Raw genomic sequence first — 15,880 nt, forward strand, 5'->3', positions numbered from 1 at the left:
CGCAGCCTCACGGGTAGCAAAACCGGCCTGCTGCCGGGGGCCGGACTTTTTGCAAGGAACAACATGACGATCGCTGTCGATCCGCGTACGGACGAGTTATTCGTCTACAACCAGACCGCGGACGTGACGCAGATCCAGGTGAGCGTTTTCGCCGCCAAGGCGAACGGCGACGTGCCGCCGGTACGGACAATCAGCGGTCCAGCCACGGGAATCACTGGCTCTGGCTTGCCGGGAAACAAGATCGCCATCTCCTCGGACGGGCGGCTCCTTGATGCCGAGCCGAACCTGCGCATTCTCGCATTCGCGCCGGGAGCAAGGGGGAATGTGGCGCCGTCTCAGGTCATCGAGGACTCCACCCCCGGTCCAGTCACCCTGGGCGGGATCGCGGTCCGGTCGAGAGGAGGCCGGCAACATGATGGAAATGACGATGATCAATGAAACGGACGAAGCTGGTGGCAAATAATCCGATCAAACTTAGGCCTCTGGCAACGAACGGCCGCTTTGGGTAAATCTGAAGGTCTGTTCAGGGTCGGCTACGGTCCGATACGTGGCCTGCGAGTTCACGCATGCGGGACGTTGGGCAAGCTTCGGCCAACTTCAGTCATCCGGACCGACGCTGCGATTGCCAACAATCAGGCGCCGGTTGCAGAAAAAGGCGGCAGTCAGAAATCGCGTAATACATAAACCAGCATATGTCGCTGAACTGGTTGCACTGGTGTGCCATGGTTACGAAGGGTGAGTCGTTCAGTCAAACAACGACACGGGGCCCATCATGAAGCATTTGCATATTGCACTGGCGGACCGGCAGCTAACAAATTAGCGCAGTGCGGCACAGCGCAAGCCGCTCAAGCCGCATTACCCAGGCACCCGATCCCGACCAGCGTGGCTTCGACGGCGGCATCGAGCGGCGTATGCGGCTCGCCGCCGAGCGTTGCGACAAGCCGCGCATTGTCGAGCCGGATCGGCTCACGCCACAGATAGCGCATCTCCAGCATTTCGCGCAGCGTCGTCACGAAAGGCGCGGCCGCATAGACCAGCATCCATGGAAAGCGGCGCTGGCGTGGCTGCCCGCCGTGCTGGCGCACCACCCGGCAGATAGCGTCGGCCATCTGCGTGCCGTCGGCGTCCCAGTGACCACCAAAATGAAAAGTCGAGAACGGCGGCAGCGACGCCCGCCGCTCGATCAGAGCGAGCATGGTGCGCGCCACGTCTGGAACATAGGCCCACTGATGCCCCACGCCGGGTTGCCCAGGCAGCCGTACGACATTGACCGGTCGACCAGCCTGCACGAGCCCTTGGGCGAACCAGCTATTGCCGGTAAGACGCGGGCCGAAGAAATCGCCAGCCCGGACGACGATCGTGTGCACACCCTGTGACACCGCCGCTTGCAACTGCCGCTCCAGCTCGACGCGGATCACTCCCTTGCGGGTTCGCGGCCGCTGTGGCTGGTCCTCGACCAGCGTCGGGAACGCATCCGGCCCATAGTTGTACACCGTGCCCGGCAACACGATCGTCGCGCCTGCGGCCTGCGCCGCTGCGATGGTGTTGCCGATCATGGGCAGCACGAGCTTGGCCCAGTTCCGGTAGCCCGGCGGATTCACCGCATGGACGATCACCGCGCAGCCGCGCGCAGCACGCATCACCGACGCCCGATCCACGGCGTCGCCCTGCTGCCAGTCGATGCCATCGCCAGCGCGCGCCACCTGCGCCGCCCGACGATGCAGTGCGCGCACCTGCCAGCCAGCTTCGCGCAGCTGACGCGCAACTTCGCCGCCGATTCCGCCTGTCGCGCCCAGCACGAGCGCCAGCTTGTCCTGCTGCCCCTGCTGCAGGGGAAGTGTGGTTGTCGCCATGTCGAGCCTCCGTATCGCTCTGATTGAATCCATGGCGTCATTGTGCTGTCGTTGTCGCACATAATAAATTACCGAGCACAGGCGATCTGATATACATTTATGTATGGCAGCAAATCTGAATTGGGAACTCTATCGGACGTTTCTCGCCGTACTGACCGAAGGCTCGCTTTCGGGGGCGGCGCGCGCGCTTGGCATCACGCAGCCGACGGCGGGACGGCATATCGAAGCTCTGGAAACGACGTTCGGTCAGTCGCTTTTCACCCGTTCACAGACTGGCCTGCTACCGACCGAAGCGGCTACGGCGCTGCGCGGTCACGTCGAAGCGATGAGCAACGCCGCGGCAGCGCTGGAGCGTACGGCGTCCGCCAGAGACAAAGAGATGCGCGGCGTGGTGAGAATTTCCGCGAGCGAAGTGATCGGCGTCGAGGTGCTGCCATCCGTGATCGCGCAGTTGCGGCGTGCGCATCGCGGAATCGTGATCGAGCTGGTAACGACCAATCGCCTGCAGGATCTGCTGCAACGTGAGGCGGATATCGCGATACGTATGACGCGACCTGCACAGGACATGCTGATTGCACGGCGCGTCGGCGCAATCGAAGTAGGACTGCATGCGCGCGACGATTACCTCGCCGCGTTCGGGACGCCAACCTCCCCCGACGAGCTCGCGCACCACGCACTGATCGGCTTCGACGACATCACCCCGTACCTGCGCACCGCAACGAAAGCATTTCCGGCGTGGCGACGCGAGGCGTTCTCGATCCGCGCCGGCAGTGATCTCGCTCAGCTTGCTATGATCCGTGCAGGCTGCGGCATCGGCTTCTGCCAGACCAACGTGGCACGGCGCGACCCGCGGCTTGTGCAGGTACTGGCGCAAGCCTGCACATTGACGCTCGATACATGGATTGCGATGCACGAGGGTCTGCGCGGCAATCCGCACTGCAACGCGGTGTTCAACGCCCTCGCCGACGGGTTGAGGACATATGCGGTCGGGGGTGGAGCAATTCCTGCAGCGTGACTGCTATTCTGCACCGGGGTCTAGTGCGTAACCTCATGCGGCGACATCGTCGCGCGCACACTGTCCCACGAGTGCCTTTCTGTCGATCTTGCCGTTCACTGTAAGCGGGAACGCATCGATGACAACGATCCGTTGCGGCATCGCGTAGACCGGCAAGCGCTGCCGGCACGCCCGCAGAACAAGCGCGGTCTCAACCTGGGGATTCGTCACGAAAGCGACGAGGCCGGTGGCGCGCCCGACTTCGTCGAGCGGCCAGGGGACAACCGCGCACAGCGCAGCATCGCTGGACGCTCGCACGACATGTTCGACTTCTTCTAACTCGATCCGGTTGCCGCGAATCTTTACCTGCGTATCGAGACGTCCCTGAAACACGATTCCGTGCCGCGCCGTTTCGCGCGCGGCGTCGCAGGATCGATACCAGCGATGCGCAGACAGACCCGGATAAGTCCTGGCAATGAACCTTCTATTGCCGGGTTCGTCAGTCGACAGATAGCCGCCGGCAAGCTGCGGGCCACCAATCAGCAATTCGCCCGTCTGCTCCGCAGCGACCGGTTCGAGCTCGGCATTCACGATCATTAGTTCCACCCCTGGGAGCGCCCAGCCCAGCGGGATGACCGCGTGCTGCGGGTCGTCCAGGAATTCGGTAGTCACCTCGAAGCACGTGCTGGCGATGGTCGCTTCAGTCGGTCCGTACATGTGCAGGAGCCGGCCATTCGGCGCGGCCCGCATCCACGCCTGCGCCAGCGAGCGAGGCAACGGCTCGCCGCCGAACAACGACACTCGAAGATTGGGGAATGCACCCGGTGTCAGCTTGCGCATTTGCTGCATGAAGCCAGCTGCTGAAGGCACGCTATTCCAATGCGTAATCTGGTGAGTCTGGATGAAGCCCGCGTTATAGACGGGATCGACGGTTTCAGGCACGTACAGGCAGCCCCCGTTTGCCCAGCAGACGAACATGTCGTGCACGGACGGATCGAAGCTCAGCTCGCATAGCTGCACATAACGCGCATCGCGCACTTTATCCACCAGTTGCAATTGGCCCTTCACATACGCATCGGCATTCGCATGCGTGATCGGCACGCCCTTCGGCTCTCCCGTCGAGCCCGACGTAAAGAGTAGGTAAGCGACGTCGTGCACGGAGCCCTGATGCTGCACATGCGGCGCGGCCGGCAGCGGCGAAATAGCGGGGGCAGCGGAGGGCAGATGCGATCCGTCCGCGTCTTCGTCGAGCAGGAAAATTTGGGGGCTTTCGTCGACTAAGGACAGCACTTCATCGAGCGACGCGGCGCAACGCCGATCGACCAGCATCAACGGCGCACCGGATCGCTTGATGATGGCTGCGATCCGCGTAGCCGGCATCTTTGGGCTGAGTGGCACATAGGCCATACCGGCGTCGAGAATTCCCAGCACGCCAGCATAGGCGGCGACGCTGCGATGTCCAAACAGCAAACATCGGCCCGTGTTGCCGCTCCGTGCAAGCGCCGTCAGTCCCGCAGACACGCGACGTGCCCGAGTTTCCATTTCGCTGTAGCTGTAGAGACGGTCATCGACCCATAACGCAGGGCTGTCCGGCTGGTTCGTAGCAGAATCGAAGAAGTAGGATTGCAACATCTGACCGACTCCGTAGCACACAAATTTTGACCATTTTTAGCGAGTACCGCTCCGCTGCCGCAAGTCGCCTGCATGCGGCGCAACGACATCTTCATTCCTAAGCAATTGAGACTTGAGTTCTTCGATACGATCTTTTATGCGAGCCGCTTCGCTCGGCGGCAACAGATTGCCCACGCCGTGCAGATAGCATTCGAGTTCGTGGATGCGAATGCCGAGCGCCCCTGATGGACGGTCAATGAATAAAATATCGTGCAACGCGATCGACCGAATGACAAAAATCGGCACATCGGATCGCATAGCGCAAATCCTTTCCGAGTGAGCACCGCGAACGGCGCTTAGCGGATGGAATTCGCCAAGCATCAATCCAGCGTTCATATAATGCGGCTTCAATATCGAGTGAGCGCAGTCTATGAACTTGTAGTACGACTCCGGCCGAAGATTTCTTGGAAAGATGCACAGCGATAGCAGATCCGAGCGCCCCGACATGTTCCCGGCAACTTTGTTAAAAAAGGATGTCATGCGCATCATGACGTCGGTAAATACATCGAAGCTCATCTCGCCGACATCCAATGCACAGAAATGAATTGCCGTCGCTTCGTGGGCGGCCTGCGCAAACGGGCAAACCGCCCCCTTGCGCCCCAAATCGGGATGCGGTTGCATGATGAACCTTTCGATCCACGCGAGTCCGGTCGCGAAAGTCGCGCGAAGAGACGCGTCCGAAATCGAGTCGATTTCGGTGGACGGGCATATCGACCGCTCTATTTCCAGGAGCGCTCTGGTCGTCGCCCCTTGTATTAAGCCGACGTCACTAATATCTGTCATTTTCCGGTCCTCGATTAATATGGATCAAGGTTGCTTCTGAGACGCATGCCGGCGAGCTATCGCCTGTCCCTGCGATGCGTCGCCATGACCGCATGGCAAGTCGAAGTATTGACGCCGAACCGGTCTTCGAACGGACTCGTGGCGAGTGAAGTCAGGCGCACGTTCCAGCGGTGTGCCAGCTCCATGGCCTTCGCTAGCCCATTCGCGCGCCCCGTCAACAGCCGGAGCCCCTTACGGGGCTGCGGATCGCACGCCAGTCCATCCGATTCGATCCGGAATGGAGAGCGAGCCAGAAATGTTTGATGCCTTTAAGCACGCGTGGAATGCTGCGCTGTGCTTGAGTCACAACATTATTGATGTCTATTGGTCTGGTCTGTGCGTCACCGAACTTAACTCGTCTGAAGAAACGATGTCCGGACGGGGTGAGTCTGCGCAGGGGAGATCAGGCGGGAAGATTGGCTGGCAGCGATCGCCGCTGCCAAGCTCAAGATGCAACGCCGCTGATCTGCATGGTTTCGACAACGGCCACGCCGACGGCAACCAGGACGGTGGGACGGACGCGTCCGCTTTGGGGCCATTCACGGTCAATTGCCCAAAATGGCCGAAAGGCTGTTGAGGGTCGACTGCATATTCGTTGAAGTTGGACTTGGGCATTCGGTGCCGCGGCATGGCGGACGTCCGGTCAGCGGCAGTTTGCGTATAGGCCAACGCTGATGGACGCATGGCGACTTCGGCCGAACACTACCCACCCTCGTCCTACCACCCCTTATCCGTTCGGCCAAATCAAACATTTAGCCTACAAGGTTGAATGCAACCCACGTGGCCTCGCTTATAATTATCAAGCCGTCGGGAAACACCCAGCGGCCGGGTTTAGCAGCCCGTCGTCGAAAACCGCACACCCGCTCACGCGGGGCGTGCGTCTACCTCTGCACGTCTATATTTCTATGGGCGGGCCGTGGTGGGGAGCCGCAAGGCTCGCCGGTTTGTTTTCGACCCGGTCTGCTAACCTGCTACGTGCCCGCTCACCCACTACCCAAGCGAGTGTCGGGCGATCCAGGAAGTACCAGGGAGATCGCACCATGAGCAAGTCCACCAAAAATCAACCCGCTTCACGTCCACCTGTCGACGCACTCCAGTACGAAAAGCTCGCTCTGTCGGCATTCCATTTATCCGACCGGCACCTGGATCAACTGGACACCTTGATCACACTTGTGTCCTCGATATGTAGGAATCCTTCCATCACGATCGAAGAAAGACGGCGTCGTCAGACGCTCCTTGAATTGCTGGTCGACACGATGGAGCAGTATCAACAGGAACTCGAATGCGACCGCGAGTTGTACCAGGTAATCGCACTCGACGCGAAGGGCGTTGCGCACAGCCGCATCACGGCACGCCAAGCGGCAAACCTGCTTGCAGAGGCGTCGCAGAGAGCGAAAGAACCCGTAGCCACCGCAAACGCGCCAGAGCGCGAAAGCCCGTCATCGGAAAGTGCCGCAGCGTTGAATGCCGACGCCGTCCTGCGACCGGTTGTCGCCACACACTAGGCGATCAGGAAGGGCCACCGAGTGGCACGATGGCCCATCCGAATCGTTCGGAGATTCGTGCACTGAGACGACTGTCGTCCGTCTCAGTGCGGACATCAAAGACGCTCAGCCGGAGCGAAGAATGGCCGCTTTCATCCTGAGTCAATCACGGAAGGCTGAGCCAACTCGAAAACATACGGAGCCCTTAGTCAGCCAGCGCCGCGAGCAATTGATTCTTGACGATCGCGGTGGCCAGCGGCTGCCGCCCGAATTCATACCAGCCGATGTGCCGGCGCCACGCCGTGCCCGGAATCGGCTTCACCGACAGTAGCGGGTCCTCGTCCCAGGCGGCGTGCCGCAAACGCGGCACGATCGACACGCCCACGTTCTGTCGCACCAGATCCGCAATCGCGGCGATCGAGTTCATTTCCAGAATCGGGTTGACCTCGACGCGCAGCCGCCGAAGCAGGCTCGCCACATGGGTACCTGTCAGCGAGGTAGCTTCGAAGCCGATGAACGGGTGACGCTTCAGCAGTGAGGTCACCGGCACATCGGCCGGCGCGATCGCAGGATTGACCAGCAGTACCAGTGGCTCATCGTAAAGCCGCTCCCACGACTCGGGTAGCGTGGTCGCCCGGGGCTCGCTGACGATCACCGCCGCATCGATCTCCCCAGCGCGCACCTGGCGCGCCAGTTCGGCGCTGTCGCCGTGGGCGAGGCGCACCTTCAGGCCGGGGTAGGAAACCTTCAGCCGGATCACGTTGGCCGCCAGAAAACCCATCGACGACACGGTCGAGCCGATCGTAATCGAACCTTCAATGCTGGTTTCGTCGGCCACGCCGCGCAACAGCGAATCGTACGCGGCCACCACCGTGCGCGCCTGCTCGATGATCGAGCGGCCGGCATCGTTCAACTGGATGCTGCGCCCGCTGCGGTCGAATAACTGACGCTGGCACACGCGCTCCAGCGTGCGCATCTGCGCGCCGACAGCGGCGTGCGTGAGCGCCATGCGATCGGCGGCCGCCGCCATGGTCCCATGTTTCTCGATGGCGAGAAACGTCCGCAGCATTCGAATTTCACTCATGCGGGATCTCCTCCAAGGCCTCCGGGACGTACACGGATTGCGCGATTTTTCGCGGTTTCTCCAGGTCGCATGATCGCACGAAACGAAAAAATTTCTTTCCTTTCGGTAAAGAAAATAACGCTTTTTATTTTGTTTGTGGCCCGTGAGAATCGATTTGTCACGAATCAAGCCGGCAACGTCAGCGCGAGTCCAGCTCAGCCTGACGTCTTCGGCGTAGCCACGGTAAGGGTTCTCACAATGTCGCAAATCCAGCAATTTCCTTTCGTCAGCGTGTCCGGCAAGCCGTATGAACGCGGCGTTCAATATGGCCGCGCGGCGGCGGCGCGTGTGCGCCTGAGCGCTTCCCGCTACGGCCAGACGCTGCGCAATCTCGGCTACGGCGAAGCGTCGCAGACAGCGCTGATCCGCTCGCTCGAACAGGTCATCGGCGAGTTCCAACCGGCGTACCTGGACGAGATGCGCGGCATCGCCGTCGGCGCGGAAGTGCCGTTCGAGGACATCGTGATGATCAATGCCCGTACCGAGGTGCTGGCCAAGGCGCGAGCCGAAATGACGCTGCAGGCCGACGACGAAGACGGCTGTACCGGTGTGCTGGTGTTGCCGTCGCGCTCGTCGACCGGGCAGTTGATCCATGCGCAGAACTGGGACTGGAAGGCCGATTGCGTCGATACCGGCATCGTCTTGCGCGTACGCAGCGACGACGGCCCCGATTTCCTGACGTTCGTCGAGGCAGGCGGCCTCGCGCGCAGTGGGCTCAATGCCGCGGGCGTGTCGATCACCGCGAATTATCTCGAGTCCGAGCGTGACTTCACGCAACTGGGCGTGCCGCTGTCGCTGCTGCGCCGGCGCGTGCTGGAAGAGCCGGTGTTCGCGAACGCGTTGCGGGTGATCGCCACCACGCCGAAATCGTGTTCGAACAACATCATGCTCGGGATGGCCGAGGGCTTCGGTATCGATTTCGAATGTGCGCCGAACGAAGCTTTCCCGATCTATCCGGACGATGACCAGATGATCGTGCACGCGAACCATTGGGTCAGCCCGGTCGCCCGCACCAAGCTGTTGGACACCGGTTGCGAGAGCTCGCCGGACAGCTATTACCGCGACTGGCGCGTGCGTCAGTTGTTGAAGGCCGCACCGAAGGTGGATCGCGACGCGGTCAAGGCCGCGCTGTTCGATGCGTTCGGCACGCCGTATTCGGTGTGCCGTCCACCGCGTCCGGGCACGCGCCACACGATGACCGCGACGGTCGCGATGATCGTCATGGTACCGGGCGCAGGGGAAATGGATGTCGCACCGATGCCCGCGCTCAACCGGGTCTTCACCCGCTACAGCCTGCACCGCGAACCGCTCGCCGAAGCGGCGTGAGTTGTGAACAGGCATGTGTGCCGCGCAGCGCGAGGCATTCACGACACCGTTGAAATCGTCAGAGAGGAATGACCGATGTTCGATATAGAGAAGCGATCCGCTCCGGGTCATGAGAAAGCGCAAGCGCTGTATGACCTGGGTTCGACCACTGTGTACGCGAGCCGCCACGATCCGCGCTTTCCGTATGTGCTGTACGTGCCGCCTGAAGTGCTGACACCCGGCAACGACGTGGAACTGGTCGTCGTGATGCATGGCACCGGGCGCCAGTTCACGCAGTATCGCGATGCGTTCGCGCCGTTTGGCCGCTGGAACCGCTGCATCGTGCTGTGTCCGCTGTTTCCGGTGGGCGTGCGCGGCGACGGCGAGCGCAGTGGTTTCAAGCGCCTGATCGAAGGCGATATCCGCTACGACAAAGTGCTGCTCGATATGGTGACCGAAGTGGGCGAGCGTTACGGCAAGCGCTTCGACAAGTTCGCACTGTTCGGCTATTCGGGCGGCGGGCAGTACGTGAACCGCTTTGCGTACGCGCATCCGGAGCGGCTATGGGCCGCGTCGATCGGTGCGCCGGGCAACGTCACCGTGCTCGATCACACGAAGGACTGGTGGCTAGGCGTGGGTGGCTTCGAGCGGCACTTCGGCAAGCCGTTCGATCTGGCCGCGTTGCAGCGTGTGCCGGTGCAGATGGTGGTGGGCCGGGCGGATCTGGAAACCTGGGAAATCACGGTGCCCGAGGATAGCCCGATGTATCTGCCAGGTATCAACGATGCTGGGGCGACGCGCCCGGAGCGGCTCCGCACGCTGAAGGCGTCGTTCGAGGCCGCGGGCATTCGCGTGCGCTTCGACGAGCTGGCCAATATCGCTCACAACGGCATGCAGGTCGTCGAGGTGGTTCAGGATTTTTTTGCGCAGGCGTTGCGCACGCTGCGGGCCGGAGGATAAGCACATGCACATCCAAAGCGATCCCGGGAAGATCTGGAAAACCATTGTATCGACGGTGATAGGTGGCACCTTCGAGTGGTTCGACTTCATGGTGTACTCCTATTTTTCGAGCACAATCGCACGGGTGTTTTTCCCCAGCTTCGATCGCGGCGGGTCGTTGTTGCTGACCTTCGCTACGTTTGCGATCGGCTTTCTGGTTCGGCCGATCGGCGGCGTGGTGATGGGGATGGTCGCGGACCGGGCAGGGCGGGTGAAGGTGCTGTCGTGGATCATGGTCTTGATGTCGGTGGGTTCGCTGTTGTTGGGACTAACGCCGGGCTATGCGACGCTGGGTCTGGCTGCGCCGCTGCTGGTGCTGGTCGGACGCCTGGTGCAGGGCTTTGCGGTGGGCGCGCAGTTTGCGCTGTCGTCCGTGACGATCTATGAGGTGGCGCCGCCCGACCGGAAGATGTTCTACGGCAGCTTCAACATGCTGTCGCTGGGGATTGCGGGGATGTTGTCGTCGGGATGCAGCTTCTTCCTGTCGAGCCATCTGTCGCATGCGGAGCTGGAGACTTGGGGTTGGCGCGTGCCGTTTCTGATCGGCGCGCTGGTCGGGCCGATCGGCTTCTACATCCGGCATCACATTGGCGAATCGGACGAATTTCACCAGATGCAGGCGCGCCCCGCGGCGCGGGCGCCCATGCGCGAGCGGCTGCGCGATTTTGTCCGCGAAAATGGCGACGCCGTGGTGTGCGCGATGGGCGTGATGATCGCCGGCACGTCGCTGAATTATGTCTGGAATGCGTATCTGCCGACTTACGCGCAATACCAGTTACACCTGTCACTAAGTTCGTCGCTGCACGGGGTGTTTGTCACGAGCATCGTGGCGTGCGTGCTGTCGCCAGTGTTTGGCATGCTGGCGGACCGTGTCGGCGCATATCGGCTGTTCTGCTTCTTTATTGCGGGCTGGCTGACGTGCGTCTTTCCGCTGTTCTGGTACTTGCTGGCTGACCCCACCGCCAGCCGTCTGATGATCGTGCAAGTGATCGGCATGTTGTTCGTGACGCTGCAAGGCGCTGCCCATCCAGGGATGCTGGTCAGGATATTCACCGTGCAGGGGCGTTCCACCGGCGTGGCCATTTCGTATAACACCTCGGTCATGCTGTTTGGCGGGTTGGCGCCGTTCTATATCTCGGTGGTGGCGCGTTTCACGAACGCGCGCTTCATTCCGCCGAGCTACCTGTTCGGCACCGGACTGCTGGCGATCGTGCTGGTGCTCGTTACGCGCACTGGGCGACGGGTGTTGCAGGCCGACCGGCTGGAGCGCGGGCAACGGCGTGCGGCACGCGAGACCGGTATGCAGCGGGCGAACTCGGGTGATCGGGCGGTTTAGCTCGGCACCCGAGCAACCCGCGACCGGACGATGCAACGGATCTCATCCGATTTGCGGCTTTAGATAGCGGCAGGCACAAGCGCGAGCTTGGGTACCGGTGCAAACTCGGGCCGCGCTACATTGGGCCGTACGTTCGGATTCCACTGTGGGTCCGCCACCGGAGAACTCCCCTCGACAAGCCCGCTCGGGCCAGAAGCCGATGACGAGCCGCCGGCCCTCGGTTCCCGGTTCCCGTGGTCCGGCCGGCACCTGGATTAACTGGATACCTTGATCACACTTGCGTCCTCGATATGTAGGAATCCTGCCATGTCGCGTCACACTAAGCGATCAAGACAGGCCGGCGAGTGGTAGCGCGGTAGCCCGAATCCTTGGGACGAGAACTACGACTCGCCGCTCAGGCATCAGCCATGTAGGCAAAGCCGCCAGAGACGCTTTGCACGACGCATGCCAGCTATACCTTGCTATATGCACCAGGTACGACCTATAACCTAGACGCGTACACGTTCGTCTACGGGGGCTGTCGGCTATGTGAACAACAGCAGGAACGGTACGTTTTCAGTGTTCGCGACGCCGCGCAATTCGTCCTCGTCGACGACTCCGCTGGCTGGCGAATCGCAAACCGGCGTGTACGTCGGGATGATGCACACGTTCTGATATTCTTTCTAACGTGCTCCGGCGTGTGAATTCGACGTCGGTACCACTGGCAGGCGGTATCCACTCAAGAGGGTAGAGATCATCATGACCAGTCAGTCGAATTCGCGAGGCGTGATCGCCATCATTACGTTGCTCTTCACGGTGCTGACGGCGCTCTACCTGTTGATCGGTGGCGCATGGCTGCTCGCGGTCGGCGGCTCTGCGTACTACGTCATCACAGGCATCGTGCTGTTGGGCGTGGCCTGGCTGCTTTGGCGGCGTAGTCCTGCCGCGCTCGTGCTTTATGCACTTGTGCTTATCGGCACGGCGATCTGGGCTCTCCTCGAGTCGGGTCCCGACTTCTGGGCACTCGCGCCGCGCTCCGGTGTGCTCGTCATCTTCGGCGTGTGGTTGCTGTTGCTCATGAGCTGGCGGCTGGAAGGCGAGCGAAAGCTGGGTGTCGCGGCGCTCGTCGTCGCGCTCGTGGCATGGGCGGGCGTGCTCGTGTACGCGAACTTCAATGATCCGCAGCAGGTCAACGGCACACTGAACGCCGCCGTGCCCGCGAGCGGCGCCAGCAGCGGGATCGACGCCGCCGACTGGCCCGCCTATGGGCGCACCCAGGAAGGCACTCGCTACTCACCATTGCAGCAGATCACGCCTGAGAATGTGAAGAATCTCCAGGTGGCCTGGACCTTCCGCACGGGCGACATGAAGGGGCCCAACGATCCGGTCGAGATTACCAACGAAGTCACGCCCATCAAGATCGGCGACCTGCTCTACCTATGCTCGCCGCATCAGATCCTGTTCGCGCTCGACGCGAAGACGGGTACGCTCAAGTGGAAGTTCGATCCGGAACTGAAGTCTGATCCGTCGTTTCAGCACGTGACTTGCCGCGGCGTGTCGTATGTCGATCTTTCAGCCAGTGCCACGCCCGCCGCACCCGCTGCGGCGCCGGCGAGCGATGCCGCCGCAGCGACAGACGCCTCGGGCGCTGCTACCACGGCGGCGTCGGGCCCTGCAGTCGCGGACGCCTCGGGCGCTGTTGCCACGGCGGCCTCGGGCCCTGCAGTTGCGGACGCCTCCGGCCCCGCCGCCACGGCCGCCTGTACGCGCCGCATCTTCCTGCCGGTCAACGACGGCCACCTCTACGCGCTCGACGCGCTGACGGGCCAACGTTGCGCTGGCTTCGGCAACAATGGCGACCTCGACCTTCAACACGCCCAGCCGGTCACGACACCGGGCATGTACGAGCCCACCTCGCCGTCGATCATCACCAGCACGGTGATCATCGTGGCGGGCGCGGTCGAGGACAATTTCTCGAACCGCGAGCCGTCGGGTGTCATCCGCGGCTTCGACGTGCGCACGGGCGAATTGCTCTGGGCGTTCGATCCGGGCGCGAAGGACCCGAATCACATTCCGGGCCCGGGCGAACATTACACGTGGAATTCGCCCAACTCATGGGCACCTGCCGCCTACGACGCGAAGCTCGACATTGTCTATCTGCCGATGGGTGTGAAGACGCCGGATATCTGGGGCGGCGACCGCACGCCGGAGCTGGAGCGATACGCCAGCGGGCTGCTCGCACTTCACGCCTCGACCGGCAAGCTCGCCTGGTTCTACCAGAGCGTGCACCACGATCTGTGGGACATGGACCAGCCGTCGCAGCCGACCATCGCCGACATCACCGACAAGGATGGTAAGACCGTGCCGGTCGTGTACGCGCCGGCCAAGACCGGTAACCTGTTCGTGCTCGACCGCCGCACCGGTGTGCCGGTCGTGCCGGCGCCCGAAAGGCCCGTGCCGCAGGGCGCGGCGCCCGGCGACCACGTTGAGCCGACACAGCCGTTCTCACAACTCACGTATCGTCCGTCGAAGAACCTGACCGACGCCGACATGTGGGGCGCAACGATGTTCGACCAGCTTGTGTGCCGCGTGATGTTCCACCAGCTGCGGTACGAGGGCACGTTCACGCCGCCGTCGCTACAGGGCACGCTCGTGTTCCCGGGCAACCTGGGCGTCTTCGAGTGGGGCGGTCTTGCCGTCGACACCGACCGCCAGATTGCCGTCGCGAACCCGATCGGTTTGCCGTTCGTCTCGCGTCTGATTCCGCGCGGGCCGGGCAACCCGCTGGAACCGGTGGAGGGCGCCAAGGGCAGCGGCACGGAATCAGGCGTCCAGCCGCAGTACGGCATACCGTACGGCGTGACGATCAATCCGTTCCTCTCGCCGCTGGGATTGCCGTGCAAGCAACCGGCATGGGGCTACATCTCGGCGATCGATCTCAAGACCAATGAGATTGTGTGGAAGAAGCGCATCGGCACTGTGCGCGACAGTTCGCCGATTCCTCTGCCGTTCAAGATGGGGATGCCGATGCTGGGCGGTCCGATTGTCACTGCGGGCGGGGTCGCGTTCATTGGCGCGACGGCGGACAACTACATCCGCGCGTTCAACGTGAACAACGGCGAGCAGCTCTGGGAGGCCCGCCTGCCCGCAGGCGGTCAGGCGACGCCTATGAGCTATTCGATCGATGGCCGTCAGTACGTGGTGATCGCGGCGGGCGGCCATGGCTCGTTCGGCACCAAGCTCGGCGACTATGTGATTGCCTACGCGTTGCCGCAGCAGTAAGCGGCATGCGCCGCTTATTCCACCCCTGCTTCGCGCAGAAAATGCGCGATCGTTTCCTCGATCACCGACCTGGCCAGACCCTGCACAATGAACACGAGCCGTGTCGTGTGATCGTCGTCAGGCCACGCTTCAAGCCGCAACGGTTCATGCAGCAACTGCTGCACGCCGTGGAACACAACAGGCCGCGATTCGCCGATGAAATTGCCGATCCCCTTAACCCGCAGGATGCGTTCGCCGTGATAGCCGAGCAGTACCGTCAGCGCAGTTTCGAATGCCTGCATTGGCAATGCCTGAGAGTAAGTCAGGCAGAAGCTGTCGATGTCTGGATGGGCCACGCGTGACGCCGTCGCGCCACGCATCAGCAACTTGCGCGGCGAAGGCTCGGCACGCAACCAGGGCCGCAAGGCACGCGGCGTCAGGATGTCGAGCAGTTGTTGTGCGTCAATCTCGCCGTTGCGCACCGGGATGCGTGTCGCACCCGGATTCAGCGCCTCAAGCGCCGCTTCGAGGTCGGCAAGCGCGGCTGCATCGACCAGTTCCGCCTTTGTCAGCAACAGCCGGTCCGCGACTGCCACCTGCTGTCGCGATTCCTCATGTCGGGCAAGTTGCGCGGCGCCGTGTTTCGCATCTACGGTCGTCACGATGCCATCGAGTTGCAAACGACCTTCAAGCGCTGGGTCACCCAGCAGCAACGAGATCACCGGGCCGGGCCGCGCAAGCCCCGTCGTCTCGATCAGAATCCGCTCGAAGGCGGGAATCTCGCCGCGCGCGCGGCGCTCTAGCAGATCGGCCACGGTCGCAGCGAGTTCGTCGCGCACGCCGCAACACAGGCAGCCGTTCTCCAGCAGTGCGATGGTCTCGTCGCGCGAGGTGCTGACGAACAGATGATCGAGACCGATCGCGCCCAGTTCGTTGATCACCACCGCACAACGGCCCAGCGCCGGTTGCGGCAGCAGGCGATTGAGCAACGTGGTCTTACCCGAACCGAGAAAGCCCGTCAGCAACGTCAGGGGAATCGCAGCAGATTGCACG

The 15,880-nt window shown here is 62.2% G+C and carries 12 protein-coding genes and 1 pseudogene; 8 read left to right on the plus strand and 5 right to left on the minus strand.

Annotation, left to right across the window (positions count from 1 at the left end; translation table 11 throughout):
* Positions 1 to 438: pseudogene (locus HHL24_RS00005) on the plus strand (hypothetical protein); the annotation flags it as partial.
* 407 nt (positions 439 to 845) lie between these two features.
* Here the strand turns inward: HHL24_RS00005 and HHL24_RS00010 are convergent.
* The gene (locus HHL24_RS00010; RefSeq protein ID WP_169483344.1) at positions 846 to 1,853 is read right to left on the minus strand and encodes an NAD-dependent epimerase/dehydratase family protein; all 1,008 of its coding nucleotides are present in this window, start codon (positions 1,851 to 1,853) and stop codon (positions 846 to 848) included.
* 103 nt (positions 1,854 to 1,956) lie between these two features.
* On the opposite strand from HHL24_RS00010, the gene HHL24_RS00015 reads away from it, so the two are divergent.
* Positions 1,957 to 2,868: a LysR family transcriptional regulator gene (locus tag HHL24_RS00015; protein WP_169483345.1), complete on the plus strand. Its 912-nt coding sequence runs from the start codon at positions 1,957 to 1,959 to the stop codon at positions 2,866 to 2,868.
* Between the two features lie 33 nt (positions 2,869 to 2,901).
* Here the strand turns inward: HHL24_RS00015 and HHL24_RS00020 are convergent, their stop codons facing one another.
* A complete protein-coding gene (locus HHL24_RS00020) occupies positions 2,902 to 4,479 on the minus strand; it encodes an amino acid adenylation domain-containing protein (protein ID WP_169483346.1) in 1,578 nt (525 codons plus the stop codon).
* 36 nt (positions 4,480 to 4,515) lie between these two features.
* Positions 4,516 to 5,301 carry a DUF6875 domain-containing protein gene (locus tag HHL24_RS00025; protein ID WP_169483347.1) on the minus strand — a complete coding sequence of 262 codons (786 nt, stop codon included), beginning with the start codon at positions 5,299 to 5,301 and terminating at the stop codon, positions 4,516 to 4,518.
* Between the two features lie 295 nt (positions 5,302 to 5,596).
* Here HHL24_RS00025 and HHL24_RS00030 point away from each other — a divergent pair, with 295 nt between their 5' ends.
* Both HHL24_RS00030 and HHL24_RS00035 read left to right on the plus strand, forming a co-directional pair.
* Entirely contained in the window at positions 5,597 to 5,917 is a 321-nt protein-coding gene (locus tag HHL24_RS00030) for a hypothetical protein (protein ID WP_169483348.1), read from the plus strand.
* 463 nt (positions 5,918 to 6,380) lie between these two features.
* Positions 6,381 to 6,845: a hypothetical protein gene (locus HHL24_RS00035; RefSeq protein WP_169483349.1), complete on the plus strand. Its 465-nt coding sequence runs from the start codon at positions 6,381 to 6,383 to the stop codon at positions 6,843 to 6,845.
* Between the two features lie 184 nt (positions 6,846 to 7,029).
* Here the strand turns inward: HHL24_RS00035 and HHL24_RS00040 are convergent, their stop codons facing one another.
* Positions 7,030 to 7,908, minus strand: coding sequence for a LysR family transcriptional regulator (locus HHL24_RS00040; RefSeq protein WP_230417272.1), 879 nt, complete (start codon positions 7,906 to 7,908; stop codon positions 7,030 to 7,032).
* A gap of 237 nt (positions 7,909 to 8,145) precedes the next feature.
* On the opposite strand from HHL24_RS00040, the gene HHL24_RS00045 reads away from it, so the two are divergent.
* From HHL24_RS00045 to HHL24_RS00060, 4 genes are all read left to right on the plus strand, one after another.
* A complete protein-coding gene (locus tag HHL24_RS00045) occupies positions 8,146 to 9,273 on the plus strand; it encodes a C45 family autoproteolytic acyltransferase/hydolase (RefSeq protein ID WP_169483350.1) in 1,128 nt (375 codons plus the stop codon).
* Positions 9,274 to 9,459: 186 nt separating this feature from the next.
* A complete protein-coding gene (locus HHL24_RS00050) occupies positions 9,460 to 10,212 on the plus strand; it encodes an alpha/beta hydrolase (RefSeq protein WP_169483562.1) in 753 nt (250 codons plus the stop codon).
* Between the two features lie 4 nt (positions 10,213 to 10,216).
* Positions 10,217 to 11,587 (plus strand): MFS transporter, encoded by a 1,371-nt coding sequence (locus HHL24_RS00055; protein WP_169483351.1) that lies wholly within the window; start codon positions 10,217 to 10,219, stop codon positions 11,585 to 11,587.
* 738 nt (positions 11,588 to 12,325) lie between these two features.
* Entirely contained in the window at positions 12,326 to 14,848 is a 2,523-nt protein-coding gene (locus HHL24_RS00060; protein WP_169483352.1) for a glucose/quinate/shikimate family membrane-bound PQQ-dependent dehydrogenase, read from the plus strand.
* A 14-nt stretch (positions 14,849 to 14,862) separates the two neighbouring features.
* On the opposite strand, the gene HHL24_RS00065 is transcribed toward HHL24_RS00060, so the two are convergent.
* Entirely contained in the window at positions 14,863 to 15,879 is a 1,017-nt protein-coding gene (locus HHL24_RS00065) for a CobW family GTP-binding protein (RefSeq protein ID WP_169483353.1), read from the minus strand.
* Between the last annotated feature and the right edge of the window lies 1 nt (position 15,880).

The sequence above is a fragment of the Paraburkholderia polaris genome, assembly GCF_012927345.1.
Taxonomy (GTDB): Bacteria; Pseudomonadota; Gammaproteobacteria; order Burkholderiales; family Burkholderiaceae; genus Paraburkholderia; species Paraburkholderia polaris.

What these genes read in the sequence shown, in the direction of transcription:
- HHL24_RS00010 (WP_169483344.1), bottom strand. Translation starts at nt 1,853, where the DNA reads ATGGCGACAACCACACTTCCCCTGCAGCAGGGGCAGCAGGACAAGCTG.
- HHL24_RS00020 (WP_169483346.1), bottom strand. Translation starts at nt 4,479, where the DNA reads ATGTTGCAATCCTACTTCTTCGATTCTGCTACGAACCAGCCGGACAGC.
- HHL24_RS00045 (WP_169483350.1), top strand. Translation starts at nt 8,146, where the DNA reads ATGTCGCAAATCCAGCAATTTCCTTTCGTCAGCGTGTCCGGCAAGCCG.
- HHL24_RS00060 (WP_169483352.1), top strand. Translation starts at nt 12,326, where the DNA reads ATGACCAGTCAGTCGAATTCGCGAGGCGTGATCGCCATCATTACGTTG.
- HHL24_RS00055 (WP_169483351.1), top strand. Translation starts at nt 10,217, where the DNA reads ATGCACATCCAAAGCGATCCCGGGAAGATCTGGAAAACCATTGTATCG.
- HHL24_RS00025 (WP_169483347.1), bottom strand. Translation starts at nt 5,301, where the DNA reads ATGACAGATATTAGTGACGTCGGCTTAATACAAGGGGCGACGACCAGA.
- HHL24_RS00035 (WP_169483349.1), top strand. Translation starts at nt 6,381, where the DNA reads ATGAGCAAGTCCACCAAAAATCAACCCGCTTCACGTCCACCTGTCGAC.
- HHL24_RS00015 (WP_169483345.1), top strand. Translation starts at nt 1,957, where the DNA reads ATGGCAGCAAATCTGAATTGGGAACTCTATCGGACGTTTCTCGCCGTA.
- HHL24_RS00040 (WP_230417272.1), bottom strand. Translation starts at nt 7,908, where the DNA reads ATGAGTGAAATTCGAATGCTGCGGACGTTTCTCGCCATCGAGAAACAT.
- HHL24_RS00030 (WP_169483348.1), top strand. Translation starts at nt 5,597, where the DNA reads ATGTTTGATGCCTTTAAGCACGCGTGGAATGCTGCGCTGTGCTTGAGT.